Annotated in this window: 17 protein-coding genes; 5 read left to right on the plus strand and 12 right to left on the minus strand. The window is 70.7% G+C overall.

The annotated features are described in order from the left end of the window. Nucleotides 1–23: 23 nt before the first annotated feature. The gene (locus N1032_RS10115; RefSeq protein ID WP_259538939.1) at nt 24–515 is read right to left on the minus strand and encodes an FBP domain-containing protein; all 492 of its coding nucleotides are present in this window, start codon (nt 513–515) and stop codon (nt 24–26) included. Between the two features lie 311 nt (nt 516–826). On the opposite strand from N1032_RS10115, the gene N1032_RS10120 reads away from it, so the two are divergent. Beyond that, nucleotides 827–1,849, plus strand: a complete 1,023-nt coding sequence (locus N1032_RS10120) for an aldo/keto reductase (RefSeq protein ID WP_259538940.1) — start codon at nt 827–829, stop codon at nt 1,847–1,849. 46 nt (nt 1,850–1,895) lie between these two features. Here N1032_RS10120 and N1032_RS10125 read toward each other — a convergent pair whose 3' ends face one another. Together N1032_RS10125 and N1032_RS10130 are read right to left on the minus strand one after the other, a co-directional pair. Beyond that, complete coding sequence (locus N1032_RS10125; RefSeq protein ID WP_259538941.1) at nt 1,896–2,252, minus strand: hypothetical protein; 357 nt, start codon at nt 2,250–2,252, stop codon at nt 1,896–1,898. 112 nt (nt 2,253–2,364) lie between these two features. After that, nucleotides 2,365–3,393, minus strand: coding sequence for an LLM class flavin-dependent oxidoreductase (locus N1032_RS10130; protein ID WP_259538942.1), 1,029 nt, complete (start codon nt 3,391–3,393; stop codon nt 2,365–2,367). A 103-nt stretch (nt 3,394–3,496) separates the two neighbouring features. Between N1032_RS10130 and N1032_RS10135 the strand changes: the two genes are divergently transcribed. Beyond that, the gene (locus tag N1032_RS10135) at nt 3,497–3,862 is read left to right on the plus strand and encodes a VOC family protein (protein WP_259538943.1); all 366 of its coding nucleotides are present in this window, start codon (nt 3,497–3,499) and stop codon (nt 3,860–3,862) included. Here N1032_RS10135 and N1032_RS10140 read toward each other — a convergent pair. The 9 genes from N1032_RS10140 to N1032_RS10180 all read right to left on the minus strand — a co-directional run bounded on the left by N1032_RS10140 (nt 3,846) and on the right by N1032_RS10180 (nt 10,909). Then, the gene (locus tag N1032_RS10140; RefSeq protein ID WP_259538944.1) at nt 3,846–4,400 is read right to left on the minus strand and encodes an NADPH-dependent FMN reductase; all 555 of its coding nucleotides are present in this window, start codon (nt 4,398–4,400) and stop codon (nt 3,846–3,848) included. The two genes, N1032_RS10135 and N1032_RS10140, sit on opposite strands and share 17 nt — an antisense overlap. 4 nt (nt 4,401–4,404) lie before the next feature. Beyond that, entirely contained in the window at nt 4,405–5,904 is a 1,500-nt protein-coding gene (locus N1032_RS10145) for an amidohydrolase family protein (RefSeq protein WP_259538945.1), read from the minus strand. Nucleotides 5,905–5,949: 45 nt separating this feature from the next. Then, on the minus strand, nt 5,950–6,324 hold the full coding sequence (locus N1032_RS10150; protein ID WP_259538946.1) for a hypothetical protein: 375 nt from the start codon (nt 6,322–6,324) through the stop codon (nt 5,950–5,952). Beyond that, entirely contained in the window at nt 6,321–7,184 is an 864-nt protein-coding gene (locus N1032_RS10155; protein WP_259538947.1) for a DODA-type extradiol aromatic ring-opening family dioxygenase, read from the minus strand. The genes N1032_RS10150 and N1032_RS10155 overlap by 4 nt, the downstream gene beginning before the upstream one ends. A gap of 5 nt (nt 7,185–7,189) precedes the next feature. After that, a complete protein-coding gene (locus tag N1032_RS10160; protein WP_259538948.1) occupies nt 7,190–8,008 on the minus strand; it encodes a citryl-CoA lyase in 819 nt (272 codons plus the stop codon). Next, nucleotides 8,005–9,237 (minus strand): CaiB/BaiF CoA transferase family protein, encoded by a 1,233-nt coding sequence (locus N1032_RS10165; protein ID WP_259538949.1) that lies wholly within the window; start codon nt 9,235–9,237, stop codon nt 8,005–8,007. The genes N1032_RS10160 and N1032_RS10165 overlap by 4 nt, the downstream gene beginning before the upstream one ends. 38 nt (nt 9,238–9,275) lie before the next feature. Then, nucleotides 9,276–10,082 (minus strand): IclR family transcriptional regulator domain-containing protein, encoded by an 807-nt coding sequence (locus N1032_RS10170; protein ID WP_259538950.1) that lies wholly within the window; start codon nt 10,080–10,082, stop codon nt 9,276–9,278. 90 nt (nt 10,083–10,172) lie between these two features. Continuing rightward, entirely contained in the window at nt 10,173–10,541 is a 369-nt protein-coding gene (locus N1032_RS10175; RefSeq protein ID WP_259538951.1) for a hypothetical protein, read from the minus strand. Further along, nucleotides 10,538–10,909 (minus strand): DUF2255 family protein, encoded by a 372-nt coding sequence (locus N1032_RS10180; protein WP_259538952.1) that lies wholly within the window; start codon nt 10,907–10,909, stop codon nt 10,538–10,540. Before N1032_RS10180 ends, N1032_RS10175 begins: the two co-directional genes overlap by 4 nt. A 96-nt stretch (nt 10,910–11,005) precedes the next feature. On the opposite strand from N1032_RS10180, the gene N1032_RS10185 reads away from it, so the two are divergent. Genes N1032_RS10185 through N1032_RS10195 form a run of 3 tightly spaced genes read left to right on the plus strand, consistent with a single transcriptional unit; the run spans nt 11,006 to nt 13,789 of the window. Continuing rightward, on the plus strand, nt 11,006–12,031 hold the full coding sequence (locus N1032_RS10185) for a PHP domain-containing protein (protein WP_259538953.1): 1,026 nt from the start codon (nt 11,006–11,008) through the stop codon (nt 12,029–12,031). A gap of 58 nt (nt 12,032–12,089) precedes the next feature. Further along, complete coding sequence (ppk2, locus tag N1032_RS10190; RefSeq protein WP_407933030.1) at nt 12,090–13,001, plus strand: polyphosphate kinase 2; 912 nt, start codon at nt 12,090–12,092, stop codon at nt 12,999–13,001. Beyond that, nucleotides 12,998–13,789 carry a 4'-phosphopantetheinyl transferase family protein gene (locus tag N1032_RS10195; protein WP_259538955.1) on the plus strand — a complete coding sequence of 264 codons (792 nt, stop codon included), beginning with the start codon at nt 12,998–13,000 and terminating at the stop codon, nt 13,787–13,789. Before ppk2 ends, N1032_RS10195 begins: the two co-directional genes overlap by 4 nt. The last annotated feature ends 55 nt before the right edge of the window (nt 13,790–13,844 follow it).

A 13,844-nucleotide genomic window follows, 5' to 3' on the forward strand; every position in this document is an offset into this window, starting at 1 on the left:
GGGCCGTGGCCCCGCTCAGCGCCTCAGTCGCCGTCGCGCACGCTGCGCACGAAGTTGCGAACGTGCTCGCCGAGCGTCTCGATGCGCCGCTGCCGGGCGGCCTCGACGTCGAACCCGACGTAGGCCACCGGGGGCAGGGTGCGCACGTTGGCCGAGCACTGGAATTCGGCGCACACGAGCGTGCCGACGGTGTTGCCGTTGCGGCCGGCCTGTCCGGCGCGCTTGACGCTGAAGAACACGACGTCGTTCGGCAGGTGCACGTCTTCGCACCACGAGCACTGCGGTCGGGTGCGGATGCGGCCGTCGGTCTGGCGCAGCATGATCGCGACGGGCCCGCCGTCGAGTTCGACGACCACGTAGCCGACCGTGGGCAGCTTGGGGTCGCGCCAGCCGAGGTAGTCGAGTCGCTGCCAGGGCAGGTCGTCGAACGCGGCCGGATAGGTGACGCTGTTGCGCTCGCGGAGCGAGGCGTTGATGAAGGAGTTCTGGATGGTCTTCTGTGTGAGGGGCAGCATGGGTGGGTTCGCCCTGTCTGACGGGTGCGGAGCCCTCGGACACGTCGCCGGGGCAGACGTGCGCGGGACGCGCGGAGGGTCGGCGCGCGGGGGCGCCGAGAGGGGTGGAAGCGCGCAGCGTAGCGGCGCGGGGTGGATGCGCGGAGCGCTCGGAGCGCTCGGAATCACGAGCCGGGCAGGGCTCTATCTCGCGTCGGCAGAATGAACGCCGACGACCTCCTGACGCCCCGAGGGCGTAGCGGACGAGATGGATGAACTCACGGCGACGAGTATACGCTTCGAGCTGAGATGCGCGGAAAGGACGGGGCGATATGACGGACTCCGACGACGATGTGGCCGGCAGCAATGCACGTGGCGGCACCGGCGACGACACGGCCGGCGGCGGCGAAACGGGCAGCGGCGGCCTCGCGTCACGCCTCGGCCTCGGGCTCGCCGCGCTCGGGCGCCCGGCCTACATCACCACGGGGCGCGACGCCGACCTGGGCGCGGGGGCCGAGCGGAGCGTCGACACGATGCGGCAGCGGGCGCACGCCGTGCTCGACGCGGCCTGGTGGCTCGGCATCCGCTACGTCGATGCGGCGCGGTCGTACGGCCTCGCGGAGTCGTTCCTCGGGTCGTGGCTGCAGGCGCATCCGGGCCGTCGTGACGAACTCACGATCGGGTCGAAGTGGGGCTACGAATACGTCGGCGACTGGCGCCTCGACGCGCCCACCCAGGAGCGCAAGGAGCACAGCCTGGCTCAGTTCGACCGGCAGTGGGAACAGACGCTCGAGGCGCTCGGCGACTCCCCCGATGTCTACCTGATCCATTCGCTGACGCCCGACAGCCCCGCGCTCGACGACGGCGCTCTGCTCGATCGGCTGCGGTCGCTCGCGGCCGACGGCGTGCGGGTGGGCTTCTCGACCAGCGGGCCTCAGCAGGCCGCCGTGATCGACCGCGCCTTGACCCTCGACGCGTCGCCGTTCTCGGCGGTGCAGAGCACCTGGAACCTGCTCGAGCAATCGGTCGCCCCGGCCCTCGAGCGGGCGAACGACGCGCGCTGGCTCGTGGTGGTGAAGGAGGTGCTGGCGAACGGCCGGTTGACCCCGCACGGAGACGAACCGGATGCCGCCGCTCTCGCCGAGGCCGACGGCCAGCCGCTCGTGGGGCTCGCCGTCGGCGCCGCTGTCGCGCATCCGTGGGCCGACATCGTGTTGAGCGGCGCGGTGACCCGCAAGCAGTTGCGCGAGAACCTCGCCGCGCGGGTGCCGGCGGTGCCGCTGGAGCAGCTGGCCGCGCTCGCCGAGCCGCCCGAGCGCTATTGGGCGGCGCGCAGCGCCCGCGCCTGGACCTGAGGAGGCTCGCCCGTGGACTTCACCACGCGACAGCCTCAGCGGCGCGCTATTCGGGCCGGTCGCCCCCAGGAGTGCTGTTGTCCACGCCGGCCGCGACGCCGGATGCCGCTGCATCCGCCGGCGGGCCGGGCGCGACCTCGTGGAAACTCGGCAGATAGCTGATGCCGACGAGCAGGTGCTCGGGGCTCAGCAGCCGGGCGGTGGTCTGCCCCCAGGGTTCCTCGTGGGCGTCGACGAGAATGTCGTGGCCGCCCGCCCGCAGCTCGGCGGCGGCGTCGGCGACCGCCTGGGGCGAGGCGACCTCGAACTCGATCCAGGCCTGGGGCACGGGCACCTCCTCGGGCCAGGTGGAGCGGCCGAACGTCGCCTCGGCGGCCTGATCGAGTGGCCAGAGGGCGAACACCTTCGCTCCGTCGAGGTCGCGGGCATGGTGGTAGTCGGGCGAGATCTCGTCGAAGGCGATGCCCAGACGGAATCGACGGCGGGATCGACGGCGGGCGCGGGTGCGCGTCGCGTCAGGCCGAACGGCTCCAGCCGAGCGCCGGGGCGAGGGCGCCCGCGATGTCGGTCAGCAGTTGCCCGTAGTCGTCGGGCTCGAAGCTGAACGGCAGCGCGAAGGCCACCTCGTCGACCTGACGGTAGCCCGGATCGTCGTGCAGACGCTCGGCGATCTCGGCGGAGGTGCCGATCAGGTCGGGCGCGAACAGCAGGCCCCGTGGGCCTTGGGGCACACCGACGCGGGCGCTGCGCGAGTCGACGTAGTCCTGGTAGCGACGGCGTTGCGACGGCGTCGCCGAATCGGTCGGGATGACGACGAGGCCCTGCGACACCCGGGCGTCGGGGCCGGCGGGGTGCAGCGTCCGGTATTCCGTGATCTGCGCGCTCTGGTTCGAGGCGAAGTCGGCGGTGCCGTTCTCGTTCGCGATGACGCTGCTGGTGAGCAGACGGAAGCCGTTCTCACCCGCCCAGCGCGCCGATCTCAGGCTCGCCGCGCCATACCAGAGGCGATCGGCGAGGCCCGGCGAGTGCGGCTCGACGCGCTCGGAGTACTCCTCGATGCCCTCGCGCCCCGAGAAGTCGCTCACCGGGTCGCCGCGCAGGAAGGAGCGCAGGCGCAGCAGGCGGTCGTAGCCGAGATCCTGCTGTTCCCATCCGCCCGGCGGCGGGTAGAGGGCGTCTTTGTAGTCGTCGAAATGCATCGGGGTGCCGGTGCTGAAACCGGGGTTGATGCGGCCGCCCGAGAGCACGTCGACCGTGGCGAGGTCTTCGGCGAGGCGGAACGGGTTCTCGGCGCCCAGGGGCGTCACGGCGGTGCCGAGCTCGATGCGCGAGGTGCGCTGCGTGGCCGCCGCCATCACGGCGACCGGCGACGAGATGCCGAACTGCAGGTGGCGGTGGCGCAACCACGCGCTGTCGAAGCCGAGGCGCTCGCCGAGTTCGATGATCTCGAGCGTGGTCTCGTGACCGGCCGCCGGGTTCGCGGGGTCGAACAGCCCGATGGTGAGGAAGCCGAGTCGGCGGAGGGGCGCGGAGGCGTCTGGCATGCCTCCGACTCTACGGCGCGGAGGTCTCACCCGGCGCTCGGCGGTTCGCTCGGGAGGGGTGGAGGGGTGGTCGGCTGAGGGGCCGCGGTCGTAGGGTGTTCGCATGATCGGCTCCCTCGACGTCATCGTGATCGACTGCCCGAACCCGAGCGCGCTCGCCGACTTCTATGCCGAGGTGCTCGGCCTGAAGAAGGTGGTCGACGACACGGGCTGGGCCGAGCTCGTGGGCCCGGGCGACGCCAGACCGATCGTCGCCTTCCAGGGCGTCGACGATTACCGGGCTCCCGAGTGGCCCGGCCAGGTCGTGCCCCAGCAGCTGCACCTCGACGTGAAGGTCGACGACCTCGACGAGGCCGAACGGGCGGTGCTGGCCCTCGGGGCCACCGCGACCGGGTCGGTCACCGACACCTTCCGCGTCTATCTCGACCCTGCCGGCCACCCGTTCTGCCTCATCAAACCGGTCGACTGACCATCACGGCCAGCTCGGCCAGCAGGGCCTCGAGCGCGCGCTCGTGCCGCTCGGTGGGCACGAAGGCGCCGTCGTGCACGTGTTCGGCCACCCAGGCGATCTCGACGTTGGTGCGCACGAGATGCATGCCGAGGTTCACCAGCACCGGCTGCAGGGCCACGACGGCCCGGGTGCCACCCGACAGCCCGCCGTAGCTCACCAGACCCACCGGCATGCCCACCCACTCCTGGTGCAGGTAGTCGATCGCGTTCTTGAGCGGCGCCGAGAAGCTGTGGTTGTACTCCGGCATCACGAACACCACGCCGTCGGCCGACTCCACCCGCGCGCTCCAGCGTCGGGCGTCCTCCCCCACGTAGTCGCGCAGCCGCGGGTGATGGGGTTCGTCGTGCAGCGGCAGCCGCACCTCGGCGAGGTCGGCGACATCCACCTCGACCCCGTCGACCGACTCGGCACGAGCGGCGACCCATTCGCCCACCGCCGCACCCACCCGGCCGGAGCGGACACTGGCGACGATGATCAGCAGGCGCGGCGTAGGCACTCCGTCACACCGACCCGGCGGTCTGACGATCGGCCGTGTGGGTGGAGGCGTCTTTGTAGTCGGTGTAGGTGTAGGGGTTGTCGAGCATCTTCTCCTCCGGTGCATCCGGGTTCATGCCCTGCTCCCAGGTGGGATCGCCGAGCTCCGAGTGCAGGTAGTCGACCGTCGCCTCGATGTCGTTCCTGACCGAGTCGAGGGTGTCGCCGAGCAGGCGGCCGGCGTATTTCGCGAGTGCTCCGTCGACCATCACCGAGTGCACGTCGCCGCGCCCGGCCTGCAGGGCGATGTGGCCGTTCGGGTTGACGATCGGGAACATGGTGGGCGACGCGTCGTTCTTGATCAGCACGATGTCGGCCCGCTTGCCGGGCTCGAGGCTGCCGATCACGTCGCCGAGTCCGAGGCTCTCGGCCCCGCCGCGCGTGGCCCAGTCGACCACGTGCTCGGCCCGCAGGTGCGAGTGCGTGACGGTCTCGCCCTTCTCGTGTGCCCGGGTGTGCTCCCAGCCTCGATCGGCGCCGAGCGTCGACCGCATCGCCGAGAACAGGTCGCTCGAGAACCACACGCTGGTGTCGACCGACAGCGACACCGGGATGCCGTGCTGACGCAGGATCCACGACGGCGGATAGCCCTGCCCGCAGCTCAGCTCGCTCTCGGTCGAGAGCGACACCGATCCCCCGGTGGCCGCGATGCGGTGGTAGGAGTCGTCGCTCAGCGTCGCGGCGTGCACGTAGACGGTCTCGGGGGTCATGAACCCGTTCTCGTGCATCAACCGGATGCCGTCGTCGTTCGTCGCACCCCAGACACCGGCGTGCGTGGTGACCGGCAGCCCCAGCTCCCGAGCCGCCTCGAACGCCGCACGCTCGGGGAACTCGGGATCGCCGGTCACGTCGAACGCGAGCTGCACGCGCAGCCGCTCCGACCCGGTGTTGTTCTCGCTGAGGAACCGGCGCACGGCCGCGTCGGCGGTCCACTCCCAGGGCCCGGCGAAGATGTTGCCGTAGGCCAGCACATACCGTCCGGCCGACGAGCGCAGCGCGTCGATCGCGGCCTCGGCATGGTCGAGCGTGCGCAGGCCGTGCGACCAGTCGACGGTGGTGGTGACGCCGGCGTCGATCGCGTCGAGCGCCGAGAGCCGGTTGCCGGCCCGCACGTCTTCGGGGCGGAAGCTCTTGCCGTGCTCGAGGTAGTACCAGACGAAGTACTGCGTCAGCGTCCAGTCGGCGCCGTAGCCGCGCATCGCCGTCTGCCACATGTGGCGGTGCGTGTCGACCATGCCCGGCATCACGATGCCGCCCGAGGCGTCGATCTCGAACGTGCCCTCGGGCACCTCGAGCGCGGTTCCGATGGCGGCGATGTTCTGGCCGATCACCAGGACATCGGTGTCGGCGAGAACGCGACGGGCGGCATCCACCGTCACGACGGTTCCGCCCCGGAACACGACGGTGCGCCCGTCGGTGGGCACCTCACCATCGGCCGTGCGGGTGCTGGCGGGGTTCTCGGTCATTTCGGCTCCTTCGGCGAAGACTGGTGCGGGTAGGGCGATGGATGCTCAGAGGGCGACGGTCGGATAGTCCCGGCCGAGCCAGTGGGCGAGCTTCTGGGCGTACTCGCGCTGGAACGAGAGCGGCCCGCTGCGGGCGACGTAGTCGTCGTCGTAGATGGCGATGAAGATGGTGAGGCAGAGGAAGAAGTGCGCTCCCTGCTCGAACAGCGTGACGTAGTCGTGCTCGACCAGCGCGCGCCGCTCCTCGGGCGTGAACCCCAGCCAGGTGGTGCGCTCGATGGTGTGATTCGTGCCGAGCCGCGACCCGTAGTCGCGTTCCCAGCGCTCGACGAGCGCCTCGGGCTCGGCCTTGTAGGCGGCCAGCAGCTCCGGGTCGCCGTCGACCTGGTAGAGGAACTTGTTCACGTAGTAGCGACTCATCGCGGATCCCCTTCCGGATACCACGTCATGTACATCTCACGGGTGTGGAACAGGTCGAGCTCGTCGACGTAGGACGCCTCGATCGGCCCCGCGATGCCCATCATCAGGATGAGGTCCATGAACCCGTGCGTCGCGTTGCCGGCGCCCGCCATGCTCTCGTGGGTGACGTTCTCGAGGATCGCGTCGATGTCGCCGCTCGCCAGCCAGTCGATCGCCTTGCGGTCGAACACCGGGTCGGGGCCGGTCTCGCCGAACTGACGCGGGCCGCCGAGCTCGAGCGAGAGGTGTCCGCTGCCGACCGCGGCGATGCGCGCGTCGGAGGGGTACTCGTCGATGATCGACCGGATGGCCCGGCCGAGATCCCAGAAGCGCTTCGGGCTCGGCAGCGGTGGCGCGAAGATGTTGGTGTAGATCGGCACGATCGGCAGGTCGGCATCCGGCCGGGTGGTGATGATCGGGCAGATGATGGAGTGGTCGATCTTGAGTTCGTGGCTCACCGAGAAGTCGAAACCGCGGTCGAGCAGCCCCTGCAGCATGTAGCCCGACAGGTCTTCGTGCCCCTCGAGCAGGTAGGGCGGGATGCCGAACTCGCGCTCCTCGTTGTAGAAGGTCGCGTCGTAGCGCGGCTGCTTGCCGATGAGGAAGGTCGGGTAGTTGTCGGAGAAGAACTGGTGGAAGTGGTCGGCGCCCACCATCACGAGGATGTCGGGGTCGGCGGCCGTGAGGGTCTCCCGGTAGCTCTCGACCTTCTGCTGCCACTCCGCGGCCTGCGGCATCCGCTCTTCGGGCGGAGTGAGCTGGGTCGCCTTGAGGTAGAACGGGTGATGCGTCGTCGCGAGCACCGCGCTCAGTCGGGCCATGGCTCCTACTCTCCTTCTCGGGACTGTTCGTCGGTGGGCGGCACGTACACGGCGTTGCGATCGACCGAGGCGTAGATCGCGGGGCCGACGGGGTTCAGCCGCTCCTCGTTGATGTGGCCCACGAGGCCTGCGGTGCGGGCCAGCAGCGCGAATCCGCGCAGCATCTCGACCGGCAGGCCGAGGTCGGCGAGCGCTGCTCCCCCGACTCCGGCCCCGTTGAGGGGCAGGTTCTTGCCCAGCACCTCGCGTTGCATGCGGCCGATGGCCTCGAAGAGCGACAGGTGCGGGCCGCGGGTGCCGGCCTCGGTGGCGATGCGGATGATGACGGGCGTGCGCGGGTCGCCGTCTTTGTGCACGGGATGGCCGAGGCCGGGCACCCGGCGACCCTCGGCCTTCGCGCGTTCGAGGGCCTCGACGGCCACCACGTTCCACTCGTCGTCACCCCAACCGCTCGCCTCGGCCGGAAGACCGGCGACGATCTCGTGCAGGTAGCGACCGGTGTCTTCGGTGACCCCGAGAAAGCGCGAGCCACCGCCGAGCAGGCCGGCTGCGATCGCTCCCTGGATGGAGTCGGGGGCGCTGTAGTAGGTCAGCCGTGCCGCGATCGCCGTGGGCGTGAAGCCGTGATCGGCGAGTGACACCAGCACGGCTTCGAACACCCGCCCTTCGCCGGGGGTCGGCCGCCGCTTCGCGACCAGCCAGAACGCGAGCTCGCCGAACGTGACGTTGCCGAGCAGGTCGCCGGCCACGTCGTGTCCGAGCAGCGAGATGGTGTCGCGGGTGCTCGTGCCGATCGACGTGGGGTACTGCGGCTCCTCGGTCATCGGGACTCCTCGAGCCAGGCCCTGATCGCGACGTCGTCGGCGCCGAGCGCCGGTGGAGCGCTGCGGTAGACGGCCGGGGTGAGCGAGAAGTCGATCGGATTGCGCACCATCGGGATGGCGGCATCCCCGTCGCCCACCGTCACCACCGGCCGCAGCCCGAGGCGCTCGGCCAGGGCCACCCCGCCGTCGATGGTGTTGATGGGCCCGCAGGCGATGCCTGCGGCGGTGAGGATGTCGAACCACTCGGCCACGGTCTTGGTGGCGAGCCGCTCCACCAGGATGGGGCGGAGCTCGCCGCGGTTGCGGTTGCGGAGGCCGGTGCCGCAGAAGCGCTCGTCGTCGGCGACCTCGGGTATGCCGAGCGCATCGGCGAGCCGGCGGAACTGGGCGTCGTTGGCCGCGACCACCACGATCTCGCCGTCGCCGGCCGGCAGCGGCTCGTAGGGGAACAGGCTCGGGTGCGCGTTGCCCATGCGGAACGGCACCTGCCCCCCGGCGACGAAGGTCGAACTGTGGTTCGCCATGGCCGACAGCGCGGTCGAGAGCAGGTTCACCTCGATGTGCTGGCCCTCGCCCGTGCGGGTGCGGTGGTTGAGGGCGGCCAGGATGCCGATGGTGGCCTGCATGCCCGTCATGATGTCGAACACCGAGACCCCGCTGCGAAAGGCCTGGCCGTCGGGATCGCCGGTGAGGCTCATCAGACCGGATGCCGCCTGCACGATCAGGTCGTAGCCGGGCAGCTTCGCGCCGCCGCTCGTGCCGAAGCCGCTGATCGAGGCGTAGATCACGCCCGGGTTGCTCTCGCGCACCGCCGCGTAGTCGAGCCCGAACTTGGCCAGCCCTCCGGGCTTGAAGTTCTCGATCACCACGTCGGCGCGGCGCACGAGCTCCTGGGCGAGCCGGCGGTCGTCGTCGTCGCCGAAGTCGAGCACGACGTCTTGTTTGTTGCGGTTGATGCCGAGGTAGTAGGTCGACACCCCGTCACGCGCGGGAGGCACCCATCCGCGGGTCTCGTCGCCCACCGGGCTCTCGACCTTGATGACCGTGGCACCCAGGTCGCCGAGCATCTGGGTGGCGTAGGGGCCGGCCAGCACCCGCGAGAGGTCGGCGACCAGCAGCCCGGCGAGCGGCCCCTCCGAACGCACGCCGTCGGAGACGGGGGCCGGGGCGGACTCCAGGGTGCTGGAGGAAAAGGATGTCGACATCGTCACCGTCTCATTCGCGGACACTTGTCCGCCTGGCGGACACCTTCATTGTGTCCCGTGGATCAGTCCCCGTCAAGCACCGCGACGAAAGGGCGCTCGGCGAGCCGCCGCCAGTCGGCCGAGATGTGGTCGGCCGTCGCCAGCAGCGGGTCGAGGTGCCGGTCGATGAGGTGCTCGGTGCTGGTCTCGGCCGCGTGCACGGTGACGTTCACCGTGGCACGCACCGCCCCCGTGCCGTCGCGCACCGGGGCCGCGATCGACCGGATGCCGGGAGCGAGCTCCTCATCGGCCAGGGCCCAGCCGCGCTCGCGCACGAGCTGCAGCTCCTGCCCGAGGTCGTCGGCGTCGCGCGGGGCGACCACCACGCGCGACCTGCTGGGCGTGGCGAGAGCGGTCGACAGCGCGTCGGCGTCGAGCGCGGCGAGCAGCACCTTTCCCTGCGACGTGACCGACGCCGGGAACCGGGTGCCGATCTCGACCCGCAGGGCGACGATCTTCGGCACGGCCACCCGGGCGGTGTAGACGATGTCGGAGCCGTCGAGCTGCGCCATCGACGATGACTCCCCGGTGACCCGCACGAGGTCTTCGAGGTGCGGCCGCGCCAGCTGCCAGAGACCTTGCGAGCTCACGAAGGCGTAGCCGAGGTCGAGCACCCGGGGGGTCAGCTCGAACGTCGAGTCCTGCTGCCGCACGAACCCGAGTTCGATCAGGGTCTGCAGCAGCCGGTGGGCCGTCGGGCGGGCCAGCCCGGTGGCGGCCGCGAGCTCGGCGAGGCTCATGCTGGTGTGCACGTCGGAGAACGCCCCGATGAGGTCGAGCCCTCGCGCGAGCGACTCGACGAAGTTGGCGGATTCCCCGCGACCGGCCACGGCAGCTCTCCTGTCACTCGACGCCTCGACAGTAACAGGCGCCCGCCGTCAGCCGCCGGACATCAGCCGCCCGGCGTCAGCCGCCGCGCGTCAGCCGCCTGGCGAGAGCAGCACGGCCAGTCCGGCGAGGGTGATGCCGCCCAGATTGAGCACGATGCCCACCCGGATGCTGAAGACCTTCTGGGTGAGCGCCTCGTCGAGCCGGAAACCCAGCACGGGGCATCCCGCCCACACCAAGAGCGCCAGGCCCACGGCCGCGGCCACCGCACCCACCCACCACGCGGTCGCGGCCAGCAGGGGCAGATCGCCGGGCCGCCAGCCCGACGCGATCAGCGGCCCGAGCGCGAGCGCGGGCGCCAACGCCCCGGCCGCGGCCCAGACGGTGCCCGTGCGCATGATTCGCTGCACCTCGGCATCGGGCGAACTGACGTCGTGTGTCGAGGTCACGGGATCGGTCACGGCACGAGCCTCAGAGTGTTGGGGGCGGCATCCGGCCCCACCACGGTGCCGACGATCTTCGGGCCGTAATGGTCATACTTCGCGTGATAGGCGGCATCGATCGACTCGTGCAACCCGGTGCCGACCTGCTCGAACCCGACGTCTTTCTCGACACCACCCGCCGACACGTGGCCCGAGCCGCTCGCCTCGGCGCGCACGAACCAGGGGTTCGTGGCCCCGTAGGCCGACCGCACGAACAGGTCGTCGTCGACGCGCACCACCCAGATGGTGACCGGCGGGCGCAGAGTGCCGTCGCCGCGGCGAGAGGAGAGCTGCAATTCGTCGGCGGTGCCGATGCGGTGCAGTTCGTCGGTGGTCCAAGTCGTCATGGCTCACTCCGTTCGCTCGGATCGATTCAACCACCGCGCGGCCCGGTGGCGGTAGACGTTCTGCCGCCCGCCGCGGTTGTGCCGCAAGATGAGTGCATGGATGCCATCGCTGCCCTCGACGAGATCGCCTTCCGGCTGGAGCGCGAGCTCGCGCCCTCGTTCAAGGTGAAGGCGTTCCGGCGGGCGGCCGGTGTGCTGGCCGGCATCCCGTCGGACGAGATCGCGCAGCGGGTGGCCGACGGCCGGCTGCGCCGCACGAAGGGCATCGGCGACACGACCTTCGAGGTGGTGCGCGAGGCCGTCGACGGGCAGGTGCCGGCCTATCTGCAGAAGCTGCGCGATCGTGCGGAACCCGGCGTGGGGCCCGCTGCCGAGGGGGCCGGTGGCGGCATCCGGTCGCTGATCGTCGGCGATCTGCACACCCACAGCGACTGTTCGGACGGCACGACGTCGATCGAGAAGATGGCCGCCGCGGCGCGCTGGCTCGGCCGGGACTACGTGGCCCTCACCGACCACTCCCCCAACCTCACCATCGCGAACGGCCTCACGGCGGCACGGCTCGACGAGCAACTCGACGTCGTCGCCCGGCTCGACGAGCAGTTCGACGACTTCCGCCTGCTGTCGGGCATCGAGGTCGACATCCTGGAGTCGGGCGAGCTCGACCAGAACGACGCGCTGCTGACACGGCTGGACATCGTGGTCGCGAGCGTGCACTCGAAACTGCGCGCCGACCACAAGACCATGACCACGCGCATGCTCGCCGGCATCGAGAACCCGCGCACGAACATCCTCGGGCATCTCACCGGCCGGCTCGTCACCGGCTCACGGGGCACCCGGCCGCAGTCCGACTTCGACGCCGCCCGCGTGTTCGCCGCGTGCGCCGCCAACGATGTCGCCGTGGAGATCAACTCGCGCCCGGAGCGGCAGGATCCGCCCGACGACCTCATCCAACTGGCCCTCGACGCCGGATGCCTCTTCAGCATCGACAGCGACGCCCACGCCCCGGGCCACCTCGACTTCGTGGGGCTCGGCGCCGACCGCGCCGAGAAGAACGGTGTGCCGGCCGATCGCATCGTGACCACCTGGCCGGTGGATCGCGTGCTCGAGTGGGCGGCGGGCTGACCCCTGCTTGTTCACCTCGACTTTGCTTCGGGGGGTTACGGTGTGGCGCGTGACGATCTTGTTCAGCGGGCGGGAGCTGCCCAGGGAGCTCGACGACCTGCTCGGTTTCTCGGTGCTCGACGACGACGATGACGACCCCGTGCTCGTGCGCACCGACGGCACGGCGGTGGACACCTGGCGCGAGGGCTACCCCTACGACGAGCGCCTCGACCGCGCCGAGTACGAGAGCACCAAGCGCCTGCTGCAGATCGAGCTGCTCAAGCTGCAGAACTGGATCAAGCGCGACGGACGCCGACTGGTGATCGTGTTCGAGGGCCGCGACGCGGCCGGCAAGGGCGGCACGATCAAGCGCTTCACCGAGCACCTCAACCCCCGCGGCGCCCGCGTGGTCGCGCTCGAGAAGCCGACCGAGCGCGAGGCGACCCAGTGGTACTTCCAGCGCTACGTGCGGCATCTCCCGGCCGACGGCGAGATCGTGCTGTTCGACCGCTCGTGGTACAACCGGGCCGGCGTCGAACGCGTGATGGGCTTCTGCACCGACGACCAGTACCGCGAGTTCATGCGCCAGGTGCCGATGTTCGAGAGCATGCTGACGGGTGACGGCATCGACCTGGTGAAGCTGTGGTTCTCGGTGTCGGCCGACGAGCAGCGCACGCGTTTCGCCATCCGCATGGTCGATCCGGTGCGGCAGTGGAAGCTGTCGCCGATGGACCTCGAGTCGCTCGACAAGTGGCAGCGCTACACCGACGCCAAGGAGGCGATGTTCGCGGCGACCGACACGCCCGAAGCGCCCTGGACCGTGGTGAAGTCGAACGACAAGAAGCGCGCCCGGCTCGAGGCGATGCGTTACGTGCTGAACCTCTTCGACTACGACGAGAAAGACGCCGGCGTCGTGGGCACGGCAGATCCCGCGATCGTCGGCTCGGCCGCCGACGTCTACGAGCGCGGCGAGCACCGGTCGTCGCGATGACCCCCCGGGTGCACGTGCGCTGGATCCCGCTCGACGCGGGAGCCGTCGACGTGGCCGAACTGCTGCCGGTGCTCGGCGACGGGGAGCGACGGCGCTTCGAGTCGACCCCGGATGCCGCCACCGCGAGCCGTTTCGTCATCGGCCGCGCCGCGCTGCGCGCTCTCGCCTCCGAACTCGTCGACGACGCGGTCGCGCCCGCCGAGCTCGAGGTCACCGCGGTGTGCCAGGTCTGCGGCGGCCCGCACGGGCGGCCGCAGGTCGACCTGGTGTCTCCGAAGACGAAGGGCAAGAGCCGGGGCAAGCGGCTGCAGGCGAGCATCGCGCACTGCGCCGCCGGCGTGGCGGTCGCGGCATCCTGGCACGGCGCGATCGGCATCGATGTCGAGCGAGCGGATGCCCCGATCGAGTCGCTCGCGGCCATCGGCACCCTGATTCCGGCGGCGGCTCGGCCCGGTGGCCGCAACTGGGAGCCGATCCAGCATTGGACGAGGGTGGAGGCCGTGGTGAAGGCCGACGGCCGGGGACTGCTGATCGACCCGGCCGACGTCGCCATCCAGACCCGCGACGGCGCCATCTCGGCGACCACGCCCGCTGTTCCGGAAACAGATGTTCCGGGAACCGCGGTTCCGCGATTCGCGCTCGCCGACATCCGTCTCGACCCCGCCGTGCGGGCCAGCGTCGCCGTCGCGCTGCGGGCGTCGGCGACGAAGCCGGTCGTGCCCCTCACGAGTTGGCGGCCCGTCGACCTCGAGCAGCTGCGGAGGGTGGCGGCCGGCGCACCGGTGTGACGTCGGCACCGGTGTGAGTGCAGCGCCGGTATGACGTCAGCGCCAGGGCGCCGGC

Origin of the sequence: Herbiconiux daphne, assembly GCF_024979295.1 — a bacterium.
GTDB lineage: Bacteria > Actinomycetota > Actinomycetes > Actinomycetales > Microbacteriaceae > Herbiconiux > Herbiconiux daphnes.